The following is a 15,286-nucleotide window of genomic DNA, read 5'->3' on the forward strand; positions in this document are numbered from 1 at the left end:
GTCCGCCGGGACACCCCTTTTTAAACTTTTACTTCACGATTTTTTTTCTTTATTATAACGTTTTAATGTAACCACAACCTTGCGGTATGGCTCCTCCCCCTCACTGTGAGTCTCCACATAGCGGTCATTCTGCAATGCTGAGTGAATAATCCTTCTCTCGTAAGGGTTCATGGGTTCCAGAGCAACGCTGCGCCGTGTCCGCTTTACTTTGTATGCGATATTTTTCGCCAGAGACTCTAACGTCTCTTTCCGGCGTTCACGATAATTTTCCGTGTCCACTTTCACACGAATATAAGAGTCGCTCTCTTTATTGACCACAAGGCTTATAATATATTGAAGGGAATCAAGGGTCTGTCCTCTCTTTCCGATAAGGATGCCCATTTCATCACCGCTGAAAGTAATGTTCATGGTGCGGTCGCTTTCATTATAATCAATGTCGGATTTAACGACCATGTCCATGGCACGGAACAGATCCTGCAAAAACTGTTCAACGTTGTCTACCAGATTAAACTTCTTTCTCACGCGGATAACTGCCGGCTTTGCGCCAAGTAACCCAAGGAAGCCGCTGCTTCCCTTTTCAATGACTTCATATTCGATCTTATCACTGGTAGTCTCAAGTTTCAATAATGCTTCTGTGATCGCGTCATCAACGGTTTTAGCACTTACTTCAATATAGTCATCCATGAATTAAACCTCCCAACCCCTATTTCTTCTTTAGCATGTTAGCGTAAGCGGCAATGCTGCCATTTCCACTGCTTCCTTTTTTGCCGGCTTTTGAATTTTTATCCTCTGAAGAATCGTCCTTCTTTACCGGGGCTTTTGTTACCAAGTTCGTCGTCTTATTCTCGTTTTCAGTGTTTTTGCCGGAAGAATCTTTCTTTTTGCCGCTCTCCTGGCTCTTTCCTTCCACTGATGTGCTTGCCAGCTCACTGATAGACTTACGCTTTTTCGCGGCTTGTGCCATCTCAATGTTTCTGGTACTTTGTTTCGCGTATTCCTCAAACCGTGACGGCTTATCCCCTCTCTTCTCAGCTTTCTTCTTAGCCTTTTCACGATTCTTTTCGATAATAACATCCACACCTTCTTTATCCAGGTACTTATTAATAAATACAGAGATCAGTGTACGGAATACCGCACTGGCGATCCAGTAAATACCAAGACCGATCTGTACAGAAAAACATAAAAATACAGAGAACAAAGGCATGATGGTATTCATCATCTTCATGGAATTGCCCATTGGATTTGGGTTGTCCTTATTATTTCCAGTAGCTGCCACAGTATTGGTCTGCGCTGATGTGATCTTCAAACTCAGCCACTGTGTCACACCGGAAAGGATCGGGATCAGAATGCCCGGCCACCAGCCGTTGGCTGTAGGCGGGTCGGAAATATTCAAACCGCCGATAAAAGAGTTGATCTGTATGATCTCATCCACCGCTGACTGCTGTATGATACCTGTGCCAAATACATTCTGAACAGCCGTCCAGTCACTGGTCTTTAGATTGTACAGCATGTCAATAATGCGGTTCGTCGTAAATGTATCGCTTGTAAACTGGGTCACACGCATCTCCAACTCGGTAATGAGAGCGTTGGCCTGATTCATACCGTCCGAAAAATTTAAAATTCCGTTAGCCATGGGTTCATAGAGAGCATATACGGAATCTACATATGCCGGTATGTTGTAAATAACCCGGTACAGCGCAAACAAAATGGGGAGCTGTATAATCATGTACAGACATCCACCCATAGTGCTGGCTCCATATTTCTGATAAACAGCCTGAGTTTCCGCCTGCATCCGGCGCATGGAAACTTCGTCTTTCTTTCCTTTATATTTCTCCTGGATCTTCTGGATTTCCGGATTCATGACCGCCGACAATTTTGTAAACTTCTGCTGCTTCAGTGTCAGCGGCAGCAAAATAATATTGACAATCAATGTAAAAAGAATGATCGCCAGGCCGATATTTGGAATCCCGATCATTTCGAGGAATTTATAAATATAGTTAATAATCCAACCGAGTACTGTGGCAAACGGCCCTAAAATTCCTCCTGTCTTTGTCAAAAACAGTAATTCCAAAGTGTTACCTCCTTAGTTATGGCACAGGATCGTATCCTCCCTTTGAGAATGGATTGCACCGTAATATCCTCTTTATCGCTAAGAAGCCGCCTTTTATGGCTCCGTATTTTTCAATCGCTTCAATGGCATACTGTGAACATGTGGGATAATATTTACAGGTTGGATAACGCTTTAACCCAGACAAATACTTGCGGTAAAAGCGGATCATCCACAACATGAGCGTCTTTGGCATTTTAATAAGAATCCTGTAAAATTTCATTTATCCCATCACTTCACAATTTTATGCAGGCCGGCCAGGTGCATTAGGGCACTCTCCACTTCATGGTAGCCGGCGCTCTTTCCATTTACCCTTGCAATAACTACAATATCAAGACCACAGCAAAAGCTTTCCTCATTTAAGCGGTAGCTTTCCCGAATCAGACGGGTCAGTCTGTGTCTGACCACGCTGTTTCCGACTTTCTTACTGACAGATATTCCAAGCCGGTTCATTTCCCTGCCATTGTTCAACGCATACATAACCAGAATGCGGTTGGCATAGGACTTTCCCTCATCATACACGCGGTGAAAATCTTTATTCTTTTTTAAAGATTCCGAGAACTTCATAGGTTCAACCTCAAACAGAATGATGATAAAGAAAAAGGTCACAAATATGCGACCTATGCTGATAATTTATGTCTTCCTTTAGCTCTTCTGGCAGCCAATACTTTTCTGCCGTTGGATGTTCTCATTCTCTTTCTGAAACCGTGAACTTTAGAGCGCTGTCTTTTCTTCGGCTGAAATGTCATCTTCATGATCCAAGCACCTCCTTTTTCTATATAACAAAGCAATGCATGCTTATGTTATTTTACATAGTAGCTAAAATATCTACTATATTATATTAGTTCAGACCCGCTCCGTCAAGCAAAACCTGAATTTTTTTTCCGTTTCTTTTAAACTTTTAAATGAGAATCTGTGTATCTGCTTTAAATCGACTGTGAATAGTACCTTTAAATAAAAGTTATCCACAATGATTTGTGAAAAACTTTGGTTTAACATAAAAGATTTTAACTTAACATAAGTTTATCCACAAAATGTGGATAACTTGTTTATAACTTTAGGAAAACCTGTTTATATTTTTTTCGTCAGAGACAAAAACAGACAAAAAACGTTGATTTTAAGCCAGTTTATCCAATTGTGAATAAAGAGGACATATTATCCCCAATAGATTTATCCACAGGCACATATAAATACATTATGTAAATTTATTATTTCAATAAAAAAATATTTATTCACATTATCCCCAATATTGTGGATAACTTTAATCACCATCACTTTTGTGACATTATTCCAATTGTAAAATTGACAAAATTGGTATAAAATGATATCTGAGTAAAATTATAATTAGGGGGATTGTGATGATACACATAATTCAAGAAAAATGGAACGAGATTCTCAATAAGATGAAAATCGAATACGACATTTCCCCGGCAGCTTTCAACGCCTGGATAAAGCCTTTTTACCCCCATTCCATCGTTGATAACGTGGTGTATATTACTAAAAAAGTAAACGGGGATGAAGATCCGTCCGCAGTGGAGCATCTGATCAACTATACGGCCAACCGGTACCAGCCATTTTTTCAGGTTGCCATTTCTGAAGTGATGAATTGTCAGCTTGAAGTCAAGATCGTAACTCCAGATTCCGTTGTTGAACATGAGCCGGCCAAACCCGCACCCGCACCGGCTCTTACTTATTCTATTAATACAACGCTCAACCCGAAATATACTTTTGACACCTTTGTTGTGGGGAAAAATAACGAACTGGCCCATGCCACAGCTCTGGCCGTGGCCGAGGAACCGGGCGTTTACGCCAATCCGCTGTTTATTTACGGCGGCGTGGGACTTGGGAAAACCCACCTGATGCATTCCATTGCCCATTATGTACTTTCAAAAGATCCCAATAAGCACATATTGTACGTGACCAGCGAAGAGTTTACTAATGAGCTGATTTCTTCTATTAAAAATCAGCGCAATGAAGAATTTAAACGAAAATACCGCGCTGTAGATATGCTGCTTATTGACGATATCCAGTTTATTGTAGGCAAAGAAAGTACCCAGGAAGAATTTTTCCATACTTTTAACGCGCTTTACGAAGGGAAAAAGCAGATCATCATCTCCTCCGATAAACCTCCAAAAGATATTGAAGGTCTGGAAGACCGTCTGATCTCCCGTTTCAAAGTTGGCGTGACCGTGGACGTTCAGCCGCCCAACTATGAAACCCGTATGGCCATCCTTAATAAGCGGGCTGAGTTGGACAATATTACCGCCAGCCAGGAATGTCTCCACTATGTGGCCGACAATATTAAATCCAATATCCGTGAACTGGAAGGCGCCTTAAAGCAGATCCATAATCTGTCCAGACTGCGCAATCTTCCCATCACCCTGGATCTTGTAAAGGAAGCCCTGGAAAATATTATCAATCCGGATGTATCCCGCCCGGTTACTGTGGAAGGTATCATCGACGTGGTGGCTGACCATTTTAACATTACGCCTCAGGATATTCGGGGGACAAAGCGCAGCCGCAACATTGCCTATCCGAGACAGATCGCTATGTACCTTTGCCGCCATATGACCGACAATTCCCTGCAAAGTATCGGTGAACTTATGGGAAACAAAGATCACTCCACGGTTCTTCACGGCATTGACAAGATTGAAAAAGATCTGGTCAGTGATGAAAACCTGAACAATACCATGGATATATTAAAGAAGAAGATCAGCCCCGGAAAATAAAGTTATCCACAATTTTTAATTTTGGGTTGTGAACAACTTGAAAGCCCACAAAGCCTTATAATTCCGGCATTTTTTGTGGAAAAATTTTTTATTCACAAATTTTAAACAATAGTTATCCACAAATTGTACACAAAAAAATACAAGGCGGATAAATTGTGGAAAAATCTGTTCAAAACCTCTGGATAACCTTTGGATAAAAATCCGGCTAGTTTTGCCTCACCCTGGCATTGTGGATAAAATGAAAAAAATCAACACACAGATTTACAGTTATACACAGAGTTTTCCATCTGACTTTTTTCAGCATTTATCAGGGCTTGGACTATATATCCACATATCCACGCCCCCTACTACTACCACTGCTGAAATCCATTATTTATTTATATATATGCGAGCCGCATAAAAGTTATGCACAACTTTATTATCTTTACAGACAAAAAGGAGTTATATTATGAAAATCCTATGCAATAAAACGGATCTGGCTCAGGGCGTAAATACCGTATTAAAGGCGGTGCCTGGAAAAACAACAATGCCGATCCTTGAGTGTATACTTATTGATACTACCGAAGGCGAGATCAAGCTGACGGCTAATGATATGGAACTTGGCATTGAGACAGTGATTGACGGACAGGTTCTGGAAAAAGGTAAGATTGCCCTGGAAGCTAAGTTATTCTCTGAAATTGTCCGCAAACTTCCGGACAATGAAGTGAGCATTGAGACTGATGAAAATGATAAGGCATTTATTCAGTGTGAAAAGGCCAAATTTAATATTTCAGGACGTTCAGGGGAAGATTTTGCCTATCTCCCACAGATTGAGAAAAGCCGGAATGTTTCTTTATCTCAGTTTTCATTAAAGGAGATTATCCGTCAGACTATTTTTTCCATCGCTGACAATGACAGCAACAAACTGATGACTGGTGAGCTGTTTGAGATCAACGGAAGCGAATTGAAAGTAGTTTCCCTGGACGGACACCGCATTTCCATAAGAAAAATTGAATTAAAAGAAGAGTATGACCCGATTAAAGTCGTTGTTCCTGGCAAGACTTTAAATGAGGTGAGCAAAATCCTGACCGGAGGCACGGAAGATTATGTAAACCTATTCTTTACGGACCGGCATATTCTTTTTGAGTTTGATAAAACACTGGTGGTCAGCCGCCTCATTGAAGGGGAATATTTCCGAATTAACCAGATGCTTTCCAGCGACTACGAGACGAAGATCACCATTAATAAGAAGGAACTGCAAAATTGTATTGAGCGAGCCTCCCTTCTGATCAGGGAAGGGGAGAAAAAACCCATTATTATTAATATTACAGATGGCGCTCTGGAATTAAAGATTAACTCCGTGATCGGCTCTATGAATGAGGACATTGATATTTCAAAAGAGGGAAAAGATATTATGATCGGTTTTAATCCCAAGTTTATCCTGGACGCTCTACGGGTTATTGATGACGAGGCTATTGACATTTATCTGGTCAATCCAAAGGCGCCATGTTTTATCCGTAATGAGGATCAATCCTATATTTATCTGATCCTTCCGGTAAATTTTAATGTGGGAGGCTGATGATGGTGGAAGAATTTATATTACGGGATGATTTTATAAAGCTGGGCCAGCTTTTGAAAGCTGCCGGTCTGGTAGATTCCGGCGTGGAAGCCAAGGCTGTGATCGTGGACGGTCAGGTTAAGGTCAACGGCACTGTGGAAATCCAGCGGGGCAAGAAGATCCACGGCGGCGATCTGGTAGAATATAACGGAAATACAATAAAAGTTGTATCAAGACAGGATGTTTGATTGTGGTTATAAAATCTCTTGAATTAAAAAACTATCGCAATTATAAAGAACTGTATATTGAATTTAGTGAAGGCACTAATATACTTTATGGAAACAATGCCCAGGGCAAGACCAATATTCTGGAGGCCATCTATGTATGTGCTACGACAAAGTCCCACCGTGGGAGCAAGGATAAAGAGATCATTAATTTCAACACAGAGGATGCCCATATATGTATGCATATTCAGCGCGGGGCCGTTGTACATAAGATCGACATGCATCTGAAACGCGCTAAGACAAAGGGAGCGGCCATTGACGGGCTGATTGTAAAAAAATCCAGCGAGCTGTTTGGCATCGTCAATGTGGTTTTCTTTTCGCCGGAGGATCTTCGGATCATCAAAAATGGCCCGGCAGACAGGCGACGGTTTATCGACCTGGAACTGTGCCAGTTAAATAAGATCTATCTCCATGATCTTAACAGTTACCAGAAGGCGGTCAATCAGCGGAATAATCTGCTGCGCCAGCTTTCCATGGTCCCGTCCCTGAAAGATACTCTGGAAGTCTGGGACAGCCAGCTTGTCCGCTATGGATCTCAGGTGATCAAGGAGCGGCAGCTTTTTGTGGAAGAATTAAACCGTCTCATTGGTCCCATTCATGAAAAGCTTTCCGGAGGTAAGGAGAAGCTGCGGCTTGTCTATGAGCCTAATGTGGAGGCCCAGTCCTTTGACCGGGTGCTGTCGTCAAGACAGGATAATGATATCCGGCAAAAAACTACCACTGTGGGGCCACACCGGGATGATATTAATTTTATTGTCAATGGCATTGATATACGGAAATTCGGCTCTCAGGGACAGCAGCGTACGGCGGCTCTGTCTCTGAAGCTGGCGGAAATTGAGCTTGTAAAAGGTAAGATTAATGATACGCCAGTCCTTCTTTTAGATGACGTATTGTCGGAGCTGGACAGCTTCCGGCAAAATTATCTTCTTGAAAGCATCAAAGATATCCAGACGGTTATTACATGCACCGGATTGGACGAGTTTGTCAATAACCGTTTCAGCATCAATAAAGTGTTCAAGGTTGTGGAAGGCACCCTGGAGACTGTCAGTGATTGAGGAGGAACATTATGAGTGAAGAATACAATGCGAGTCAGATCCAGATTCTGGAAGGGCTTGAAGCAGTAAGGAAACGACCTGGCATGTATATCGGAAGCACGTCATCCAAAGGGCTGCACCATTTAGTTTATGAAATTGTAGATAATGCTGTGGATGAAGCGCTGGCCGGATATTGCGATACGATCCGTGTCACTATTAATCCGGATAATTCCATAACCGTTGTGGATAATGGACGGGGGATTCCTGTAGATATTCAGAAAAAAGCAGGTAAATCTGCCCTGGAAGTCGTGTTTACGATCCTTCATGCCGGCGGAAAGTTTGGCGGAGGGGGATACAAAGTGTCCGGCGGCCTTCACGGTGTGGGAGCTTCTGTTGTTAATGCCCTGTCGGAATGGCTGGAAGTGACGGTTCACCACAATGGGAAAAAGTATTTCCAGCGCTATGAGCGGGGAAAAGTAGTGCGTCCTGTAGAAGAGCATGGCGAGACCAGCCGCAGGGGAACGACGGTGACTTTTTTGCCGGATAAAGAGATTTTTGAGGAGACTGTTTTTGATTTTGAAATATTAAAACAGCGTCTTAGAGAAATGGCTTTTCTTACGAAAGGCCTGAAGATTGTTCTTACAGATGCCCGTGAAACTCCTGAAAAAGAAAGGATTTTTCACTATGAGGGCGGTATTAAAGAGTATGTGGAGTATTTGAATAAAAATAAAGACCCCCTGTATGAAAGTATTATTTACTGTGAAGGGGTTAAAGATAATGTTTATGTGGAAGTGGCTATGCAGCATAACAGTTCCTACACAGAAAATTGCTACAGCTTTGTCAATAACATTACAACGCCGGAGGGCGGAACTCATCTTGTCGGTTTTAAGAATGCCCTGACAAAGACATTTAACGACTACGCCAGAAGGAGCAAGCTCCTTAAAGACAATGAGCCTAACCTTACCGGCGATGACATCCGTGAGGGGCTGACAGCCATTATCAGCGTTAAGCTGGAAGAACCTCAGTTTGAGGGACAGACCAAGCAGAAGCTTGGCAATAGCGAGGCGAGAGGGGCTGTTGAGAACCTTGTCAGCGAGCGGCTTATGATTTTCCTTGAGCAGAATCCCGCAGTGGGCAAAATCATTGTGGAGAAAGCTGTTATGGCTCAGAGGGCCAGAGACGCAGCCAGAAAGGCCAGAGATCTGACCCGGCGCAAGTCTGCTCTTGAGAGCGCCAGCCTTCCCGGAAAGCTGGCCGACTGCTCGGACAAGAATCCGGAAAACTGTGAAATTTATATTGTTGAGGGAGATTCCGCCGGCGGCTCAGCAAAAACTGCCAGGTCAAGAGCGACCCAGGCAATTCTTCCACTTCGTGGAAAAATCCTTAACGTGGAGAAAGCACGTCTGGATAAGATTCTGACCAACGCTGAGATTAAAGCTATGATCACAGCTTTTGGCACAGGAATCCACGATGATTTTGATATTACGAAGCTACGTTATCATAAGATCATCATTATGACAGATGCCGATGTGGATGGCGCCCACATCGCAACCTTGCTGCTGACCTTTTTGTACCGTTTTATGCCTCAGCTTATTGAAGACGGCTATGTTTACCTGGCTCAGCCGCCTCTGTATAAGATTGAGAAGAATAAAAAAGTCTGGTATGCTTACGATGATAAACAGTTGAACGAAATCCTCACGGAGATCGGTCGGGATCAGAATAATAAGATCCAGCGGTACAAAGGACTTGGGGAAATGGACGCCGAGCAGCTCTGGGAGACTACGATGGATCCCGAAAAGCGTATTCTTCTGCGGGTTACCATTGACGACGCGGAAAGGGCCACTATTGACCAGACCTTTAATACGCTCATGGGAGACAAGGTGGAACCCCGGCGGGAGTTTATTGAAACTCACGCCCAGTACGTGCGGAATCTAGATATTTAGCAACAGTTCAGCCATCAGACCGCACCTTGTCTGATGAGCTAAGCGCCAGAAAATGAGCAAAGGAGCGGCGAAGCCGCGGGTCAGCGCGCAAGCGCGGCTTTGCGAATGGCGCGGGCTGAACTGGCGCAACTGCTGTAATAAGGAGTACCCTAAAATGGAGGAAATGTCATAATGGACGATAAAAGCAATATTTTTGATAAAGTTCAGGAAGTCGATCTCCAGAAGACAATGGAAGAGTCTTATATCGACTATGCCATGAGCGTTATCGCTTCAAGAGCCCTACCCGATGTGAGGGATGGCCTGAAGCCGGTACAGAGACGAATTTTATATGCAATGATCGAGCTGAACAACGGTCCGGACAAGCCCCACAGAAAATGTGCCCGTATCGTTGGTGATACTATGGGTAAATATCACCCTCACGGCGACAGCTCTATCTATGGGGCTTTGGTTAATCTGGCTCAGGAGTGGAATACCCGCTATCCGCTGGTTGACGGCCACGGAAACTTCGGTTCTGTGGACGGCGACGGCGCGGCAGCCATGCGTTATACAGAAGCGCGACTCAGTAAAATTTCCATGGAAATGACAGCGGATATTAATAAAGATACGGTAGACTTTAGTCCAAACTTTGATGAGACGGAAAAAGAGCCCAACGTACTGCCTTCACGTTTCCCAAATCTTCTGGTGAACGGAACCACGGGTATTGCCGTAGGTATGGCCACAAATATCCCCCCTCACAATCTGACGGAAACCATTAACGGCGTTTTAAAGATCATTGAAAACCGAATTGAAAATGATAGGGATACAGAGATTGAGGAAATCCTTGACATTATCAAAGGTCCGGACTTTCCAACCGGCGCCATGATCCTTGGCCGCAGAGGCATTGAGGAGGCATACCGCACCGGACGGGGGAAGATTAAAGTGCGGGCAGTGACAGATATTGAGCCTATGGGGACCAACCGCCAGCGCATTGTTGTCACTGAGCTGCCCTATATGGTCAACAAGGCCAAACTGATTGAGAAGATCGCAGAGCTTGTGCGGGACAAGCGCATTGATGGAATTTCTGACTTACGTGACGAGTCGGACCGCCAGGGAATGCGGGTAGTCATTGAGCTTAAAAAGGACGCAAATGCCAATGTGATCTTAAATCATTTATATAAACATACACAGCTTCAGGATTCTTTCGGAGTGATCATGCTGGCCCTTGTCAACAATGTTCCTATGGTGCTGAATTTAAAGCAGATGCTTGAACTGTATCTTCGCCACCAGGAAGACGTTGTGACACGGCGCTGCCGCTATGAGCTTGGAAAAGCTCAGGAGCGGGCACATATTTTGGAAGGTTTGCTCATTGCCTTGGATCATATTGATGAGGTGATCCAGATCATTCGCTCTTCCAAAAATGTGGCGGAGGCAAAAGAACGTTTGATCGACAGCTATTCGCTGACCGATGTTCAGGCTCAGGCTATTGTGGATATGCGTCTGAGAGCATTGACCGGTCTGGAAAGAGAGAAGCTGGAGAGCGAATATAAAGAACTTATGGCAAGAATTGAAGAGTTGAAAGCCATTCTTGGCGACGAAAAACTTCTCCTTGGTGTGATCCGTGATGAAATCACTGTGATCCGCGACAAATACGGAGATGAGCGCCGCACATCCATAGGCATGGACGATGATGAAATCACTGACGAAGATCTGATCAAGGATGAAAATACAGTCATCACCCTGACCCATCTGGGCTACATCAAGCGCATGACGGAGGATAATTTCCGCAGCCAGAACAGGGGAGGCAAGGGCATCAAAGGCATGGCTACCATTGATGATGATTTTATTGAGGATATGATGATGACCTCAACCCATCACTATGTCATGTTCTTTACAAGCAAAGGAAAAGTCTACCGGATGAAGGCTTACGAGATTCCGGAATCCTCAAGGACAGCCCGCGGTACGGCCCTGGTGAATCTTCTCCAGCTTGAAGCCGGCGAGAGGATCACAGCTATGATTCCCATCCGCAGCTACAGCGATGACAAGTATTTGTTTATGGCTACCAAACAGGGTATGGTGAAAAAGACGGCTATTATGGAGTACCAGAACATCCGCAAGTCCGGTCTGACAGCCATTAACCTGAAAGATGAGGATGAGCTGATTGAGGTTAAGACTACAGATCACCACAATGATATTTTCCTTGTGACCAAACATGGCATGTGCATCCGATTTAATGAAAATGATGTGCGTCCCACCGGACGGGCATCCATGGGTGTGATCGGAATGAGCCTTGACCCCGACGATGAAGTTGTGGGTATGCAGTTGGATACCCAGGGCGAGGCATTGCTTGTTGCCTCCGAAAACGGCCTTGGAAAGCGGACACTCATGGAGAAATTCGCGGTACAGCACCGGGGCGGAAAAGGTGTGAAGTGCTATAAGATCACGGAAAAGACCGGAAACGTTGTGGGCGTCAAGGCAGTGAATGAAGATCATGAGATTATGCTCATCACTACCGGAGGTATTATCATCCGTATGCCAGTCAGCGGAATTTCCCTTCTTGAACGTATCACATCCGGTGTGAAGCTTATTGACATTGATGTGGAAAAAGACATTAAGGTGGCAAGCATTGCCAAAGTCCGTCAGGATGTTGAGAAAGAAGAATCTGAGAAAGATTCTGAGGAACAGGAAATTTCCGGGGACGGTTCTGAGGATAACTTTGAAGGATAAAGTCTGAAATTTGTGGATAAAATTGCCGGGATTTCCAATGTATGTGGATATCCCGGCAATTTTAGCAATAGTTCAGCCATTAGACAAGGTGCGGGATGAACTGTTATATCTTCTGGTTCAGCCGCCAGAAAATAGATAATGATCGGAGGTGCTGTTTTGAAGATTTTTGATGTGCATACCCACTTTACTGTGGAAACCGGACGTATTTCAGAGGACGCTGAAAAGATCGGCTATGCGGTGGAAAATAAAAGCGCCGGGGAACATGTGAAATTTATGGAGCGGTCAGGAATTGAACGGGCGCTCCTCACATGTCCGACGCAGAAAAATATGGATGATGAGGACGCCTGTGCGGCCTATTGCCGCCAGGTCAATGAACAGGGAGCGAAGCTTGTCCGGGATTATCCGGAGCGGTTTTTATTTGCTGCATCCCTGCCCCTTCCATGGACAAAGAAGGCAGTGGAGGAGCTGGAGTATGCCGTAACACGGCTTGGAGCCAGGGCTGTGGGACTTTGCAGCAATTACCGGGGCATTTATCTGGGAGACCCGTCTTTTGAGCCGGTTTTTGCGGCTATTGAGCGGCTGGGGGTTCCGGTACTCCTTCATCCCGCGGCTCCTTTAGTTTATCCCAAAAATCCGGTGACAGGGAAGATTCTTCCCATGTATGAATTTATTACAGATACCACGCGGACACTGCTGGATCTCTTTGCCGCCCGGACACTGAACCGTCATCCAGAGGTCAAGGTTGTCGTGCCTCACAGCGGTTCCTGCCTTCCGGTGGCCCTGGACCGCTTTTACGGCATTATGCGTGTGAAAGGGGAAAATGTGACGGTTCCTCTGGATCAGCTCTATTTTGATCTGGCCTGTGACGCCTTCCCAAGAGGAGTCCCTATACTCCTTACCCTGACTGATCCGGCTCATATTTTATACGGCACAGATTATCCGGCTATTCCGGAACCTGTGCTGAAAGGGCATCTTCATAGCGCCATGACCTGTCCGCATCTTCAGGGCCATGTGGAAGATGTGATGTGGGGAAATGCCCGGAAGCTTTTTGGGCTGTGATGTTGGGGAACGACCGGAGGTTTTTGGGACTGTAAAGGGGGGGAGATTTTTTGAAGTTATGTGGGGTTATGATTTTCGTGATGATTTTGGCTGGGATCAGCGGGTGCGCTGTACCCGGACAGGAATTTTCTGAAGATAAGACAGGGGAAGCATCGTGGAAAATGACGGAGAATCCGGCGGATGATCATGGACGCCCAGTGGGATGCCTCCCAGCGGTTATTTGCAGATGAAATGAGAGAAAAAGTCATGGATATTTATGATGGGCTTGATCTTGAAATGTCCTATGTCAATACCAGATATTATGCCGGAGAGGATGGACAGGGGACTGAGGAAAACTGCGTGATCGAGACAATGGCCCTCCTTGATGGGTTTCCATTGATTTCAACGGGCCAGGGAGATTATATGCGCAGCTTTTGTAAAATCGGCCATCAGGGGGTTAGCAGAATGCTCCTTGCAGGAATTTTTGAGATGGATTCCCGAGAGCAGTTATCAGTGATTTCTTTAGATGATGTTCTTAAAATCGTTGAGATGAAGGCAGAAAAAAAAGACATTTACGGCTACAGCAGGATCACCGGGATTAAATTGGCCTATATGTTTGATGTTGAAGATGAAAAGATCGTCTTTGATCCGGTATGGTGTTTTGATACAGCTATAGATGACGTCAATGGGGATATCCCTCTGTTTTGTGTGGATGCCTGTACTGGTGAGATCGCCTATATGAGTCCGTAGAGGGGAGGGGGAATATGAGAAAATACTTCTTTGGGCGGATAGGTATGGTCTGCGCCATCATATGCGCCATCCTGCTTATGCTCCGTCTGTCATATACAATACTTTACAACAGATCATTAACAAAAGATTTTGTGCCTGATGACTGGATTACAGAGTATCAGGATCACAGTTCCATGGATGAAATGGATATTGAAAAAATTGTTGACAGTTATTTCTCTGTTTCTCCGTTGAACGCTCCTTTAGATCAATCTGTTGTTTTGGACAGAGATATTTATTATTACTCAGAACCGGATGGGGATTCACAAATCCTGTGCAAGTTAAATGCCGGCGAGCGCTATTTTATTTATGGTGATTTTCTCACTTTACAGCCAAGAACGCTCAGTTTGCCCACTTATGATCAGGGATGGCGTTACGCCCTTCCCCTGATCACGGAAGAACAGTATCGGAAGCTGGACTATTTATCCGGCTTACCTGTCTGGGTCCGGGGCGAAGGCCCTTATATTTCTGAACAATACGGCTATATCCGGACAGAGGATATGATCTATCTTATTCGAAATTTTCAGAGGCAATCGGCAGATTATTCATGGATGGATGAAATCCGATGGCTCTTCGATGACAGATATGCTTTAGGACATCTCTATGGCGCAGATCAGTTGTTGTGGGAAGAGGGCGTTTATCTGTCGCCGGATCTTCCGATTTCCTTCTGGCGTCTGCCGGAGATACTGCTTCTGCTGCTGATAGTTTCCGGCATAGCCAAAGCGGCAGTGTGTGCGGCGGTAAAGAGGCGTTAGCTTAGAAAATCCGAGATGAATAGATGAAAAATTACAACAAATTTTAAGGAGGATAAATCAATGATTATTCATGAAATTAACTGTCATATCAAACCGGGAGAAATGGACGCCTATCTTGAGGTGGCAAAGCAGTTTGTAGCGGCTATGAGAGGGGAAGAAGGCTGTATTTCCAGCCAGTTGTGCCGTTCAAATTCTGATGAAAACAAGGCGGTTTATTTTGTTCAGTGGAGAGATATGGACTGCGCTAAGGCTCACAGCCAGGGAGAGAATTTCAAGAAATATATTCCGTTAATGGGGGCGCATTTTATCGGGTGCGACGAGGATATGTACGAAGTCATTGACTGCTGATTTGCCATTGAAAATGGTGACA

General features: G+C 44.6%; 15 protein-coding genes. 10 read left to right on the forward strand and 5 right to left on the reverse strand.

Annotated features, from left to right (window positions below):
- Positions 1–33: 33 nt before the first annotated feature.
- Genes jag through rpmH form a run of 5 tightly spaced genes read right to left on the reverse strand, consistent with a single transcriptional unit; the run spans position 34 to position 2,862 of the window.
- A complete protein-coding gene (gene jag / locus HNP82_RS13195) occupies positions 34–684 on the reverse strand; it encodes an RNA-binding cell elongation regulator Jag/EloR (RefSeq protein WP_183775467.1) in 651 nt (216 codons plus the stop codon).
- Positions 685–703: 19 nt separating this feature from the next.
- Entirely contained in the window at positions 704–2,071 is a 1,368-nt protein-coding gene (gene yidC, locus HNP82_RS13200; RefSeq protein ID WP_183775469.1) for a YidC/Oxa1 family membrane protein insertase, read from the reverse strand.
- A 16-nt stretch (positions 2,072–2,087) separates the two neighbouring features.
- Positions 2,088–2,330 carry a membrane protein insertion efficiency factor YidD gene (gene yidD / locus HNP82_RS13205; RefSeq protein WP_243164771.1) on the reverse strand — a complete coding sequence of 81 codons (243 nt, stop codon included), beginning with the start codon at positions 2,328–2,330 and terminating at the stop codon, positions 2,088–2,090.
- Positions 2,331–2,338: 8 nt separating this feature from the next.
- Positions 2,339–2,674, reverse strand: a complete 336-nt coding sequence (gene rnpA, locus HNP82_RS13210; RefSeq protein WP_183775471.1) for a ribonuclease P protein component — start codon at positions 2,672–2,674, stop codon at positions 2,339–2,341.
- Positions 2,675–2,727: 53 nt separating this feature from the next.
- Positions 2,728–2,862 carry a 50S ribosomal protein L34 gene (rpmH, locus tag HNP82_RS13215; protein WP_183775473.1) on the reverse strand — a complete coding sequence of 45 codons (135 nt, stop codon included), beginning with the start codon at positions 2,860–2,862 and terminating at the stop codon, positions 2,728–2,730.
- 603 nt (positions 2,863–3,465) lie between these two features.
- Here rpmH and dnaA point away from each other — a divergent pair.
- The 10 genes from dnaA to HNP82_RS13265 all read left to right on the forward strand — a co-directional run bounded on the left by dnaA (position 3,466) and on the right by HNP82_RS13265 (position 15,264).
- Positions 3,466–4,836: a chromosomal replication initiator protein DnaA gene (dnaA, locus tag HNP82_RS13220; protein ID WP_183775475.1), complete on the forward strand. Its 1,371-nt coding sequence runs from the start codon at positions 3,466–3,468 to the stop codon at positions 4,834–4,836.
- A gap of 448 nt (positions 4,837–5,284) precedes the next feature.
- Positions 5,285–6,394, forward strand: a complete 1,110-nt coding sequence (gene dnaN, locus HNP82_RS13225) for a DNA polymerase III subunit beta (protein ID WP_183775477.1) — start codon at positions 5,285–5,287, stop codon at positions 6,392–6,394.
- Between the two features lie 5 nt (positions 6,395–6,399).
- Entirely contained in the window at positions 6,400–6,621 is a 222-nt protein-coding gene (locus HNP82_RS13230) for an RNA-binding S4 domain-containing protein (protein ID WP_334298288.1), read from the forward strand.
- Positions 6,622–6,623: 2 nt separating this feature from the next.
- The gene (gene recF / locus HNP82_RS13235) at positions 6,624–7,712 is read left to right on the forward strand and encodes a DNA replication/repair protein RecF (RefSeq protein WP_183775479.1); all 1,089 of its coding nucleotides are present in this window, start codon (positions 6,624–6,626) and stop codon (positions 7,710–7,712) included.
- A gap of 11 nt (positions 7,713–7,723) precedes the next feature.
- Entirely contained in the window at positions 7,724–9,634 is a 1,911-nt protein-coding gene (gene gyrB, locus HNP82_RS13240; RefSeq protein ID WP_183775480.1) for a DNA topoisomerase (ATP-hydrolyzing) subunit B, read from the forward strand.
- Between the two features lie 171 nt (positions 9,635–9,805).
- Entirely contained in the window at positions 9,806–12,337 is a 2,532-nt protein-coding gene (gene gyrA / locus HNP82_RS13245; protein WP_183775482.1) for a DNA gyrase subunit A, read from the forward strand.
- Positions 12,338–12,493: 156 nt separating this feature from the next.
- Positions 12,494–13,396 (forward strand): amidohydrolase family protein, encoded by a 903-nt coding sequence (locus HNP82_RS13250; RefSeq protein WP_183775484.1) that lies wholly within the window; start codon positions 12,494–12,496, stop codon positions 13,394–13,396.
- A gap of 180 nt (positions 13,397–13,576) precedes the next feature.
- Positions 13,577–14,125, forward strand: a complete 549-nt coding sequence (locus tag HNP82_RS13255) for a hypothetical protein (protein ID WP_183775485.1) — start codon at positions 13,577–13,579, stop codon at positions 14,123–14,125.
- A 14-nt stretch (positions 14,126–14,139) separates the two neighbouring features.
- Positions 14,140–14,916, forward strand: coding sequence for a hypothetical protein (locus HNP82_RS13260; protein ID WP_183775487.1), 777 nt, complete (start codon positions 14,140–14,142; stop codon positions 14,914–14,916).
- A 60-nt stretch (positions 14,917–14,976) separates the two neighbouring features.
- Entirely contained in the window at positions 14,977–15,264 is a 288-nt protein-coding gene (locus HNP82_RS13265) for a putative quinol monooxygenase (RefSeq protein ID WP_183775488.1), read from the forward strand.
- Positions 15,265–15,286: the final 22 nt, after the last annotated feature.

It is taken from the genome of Catenibacillus scindens (genome assembly GCF_014202115.1).
GTDB classification, from domain to species: domain Bacteria; phylum Bacillota; class Clostridia; order Lachnospirales; family Lachnospiraceae; genus Catenibacillus; species Catenibacillus scindens.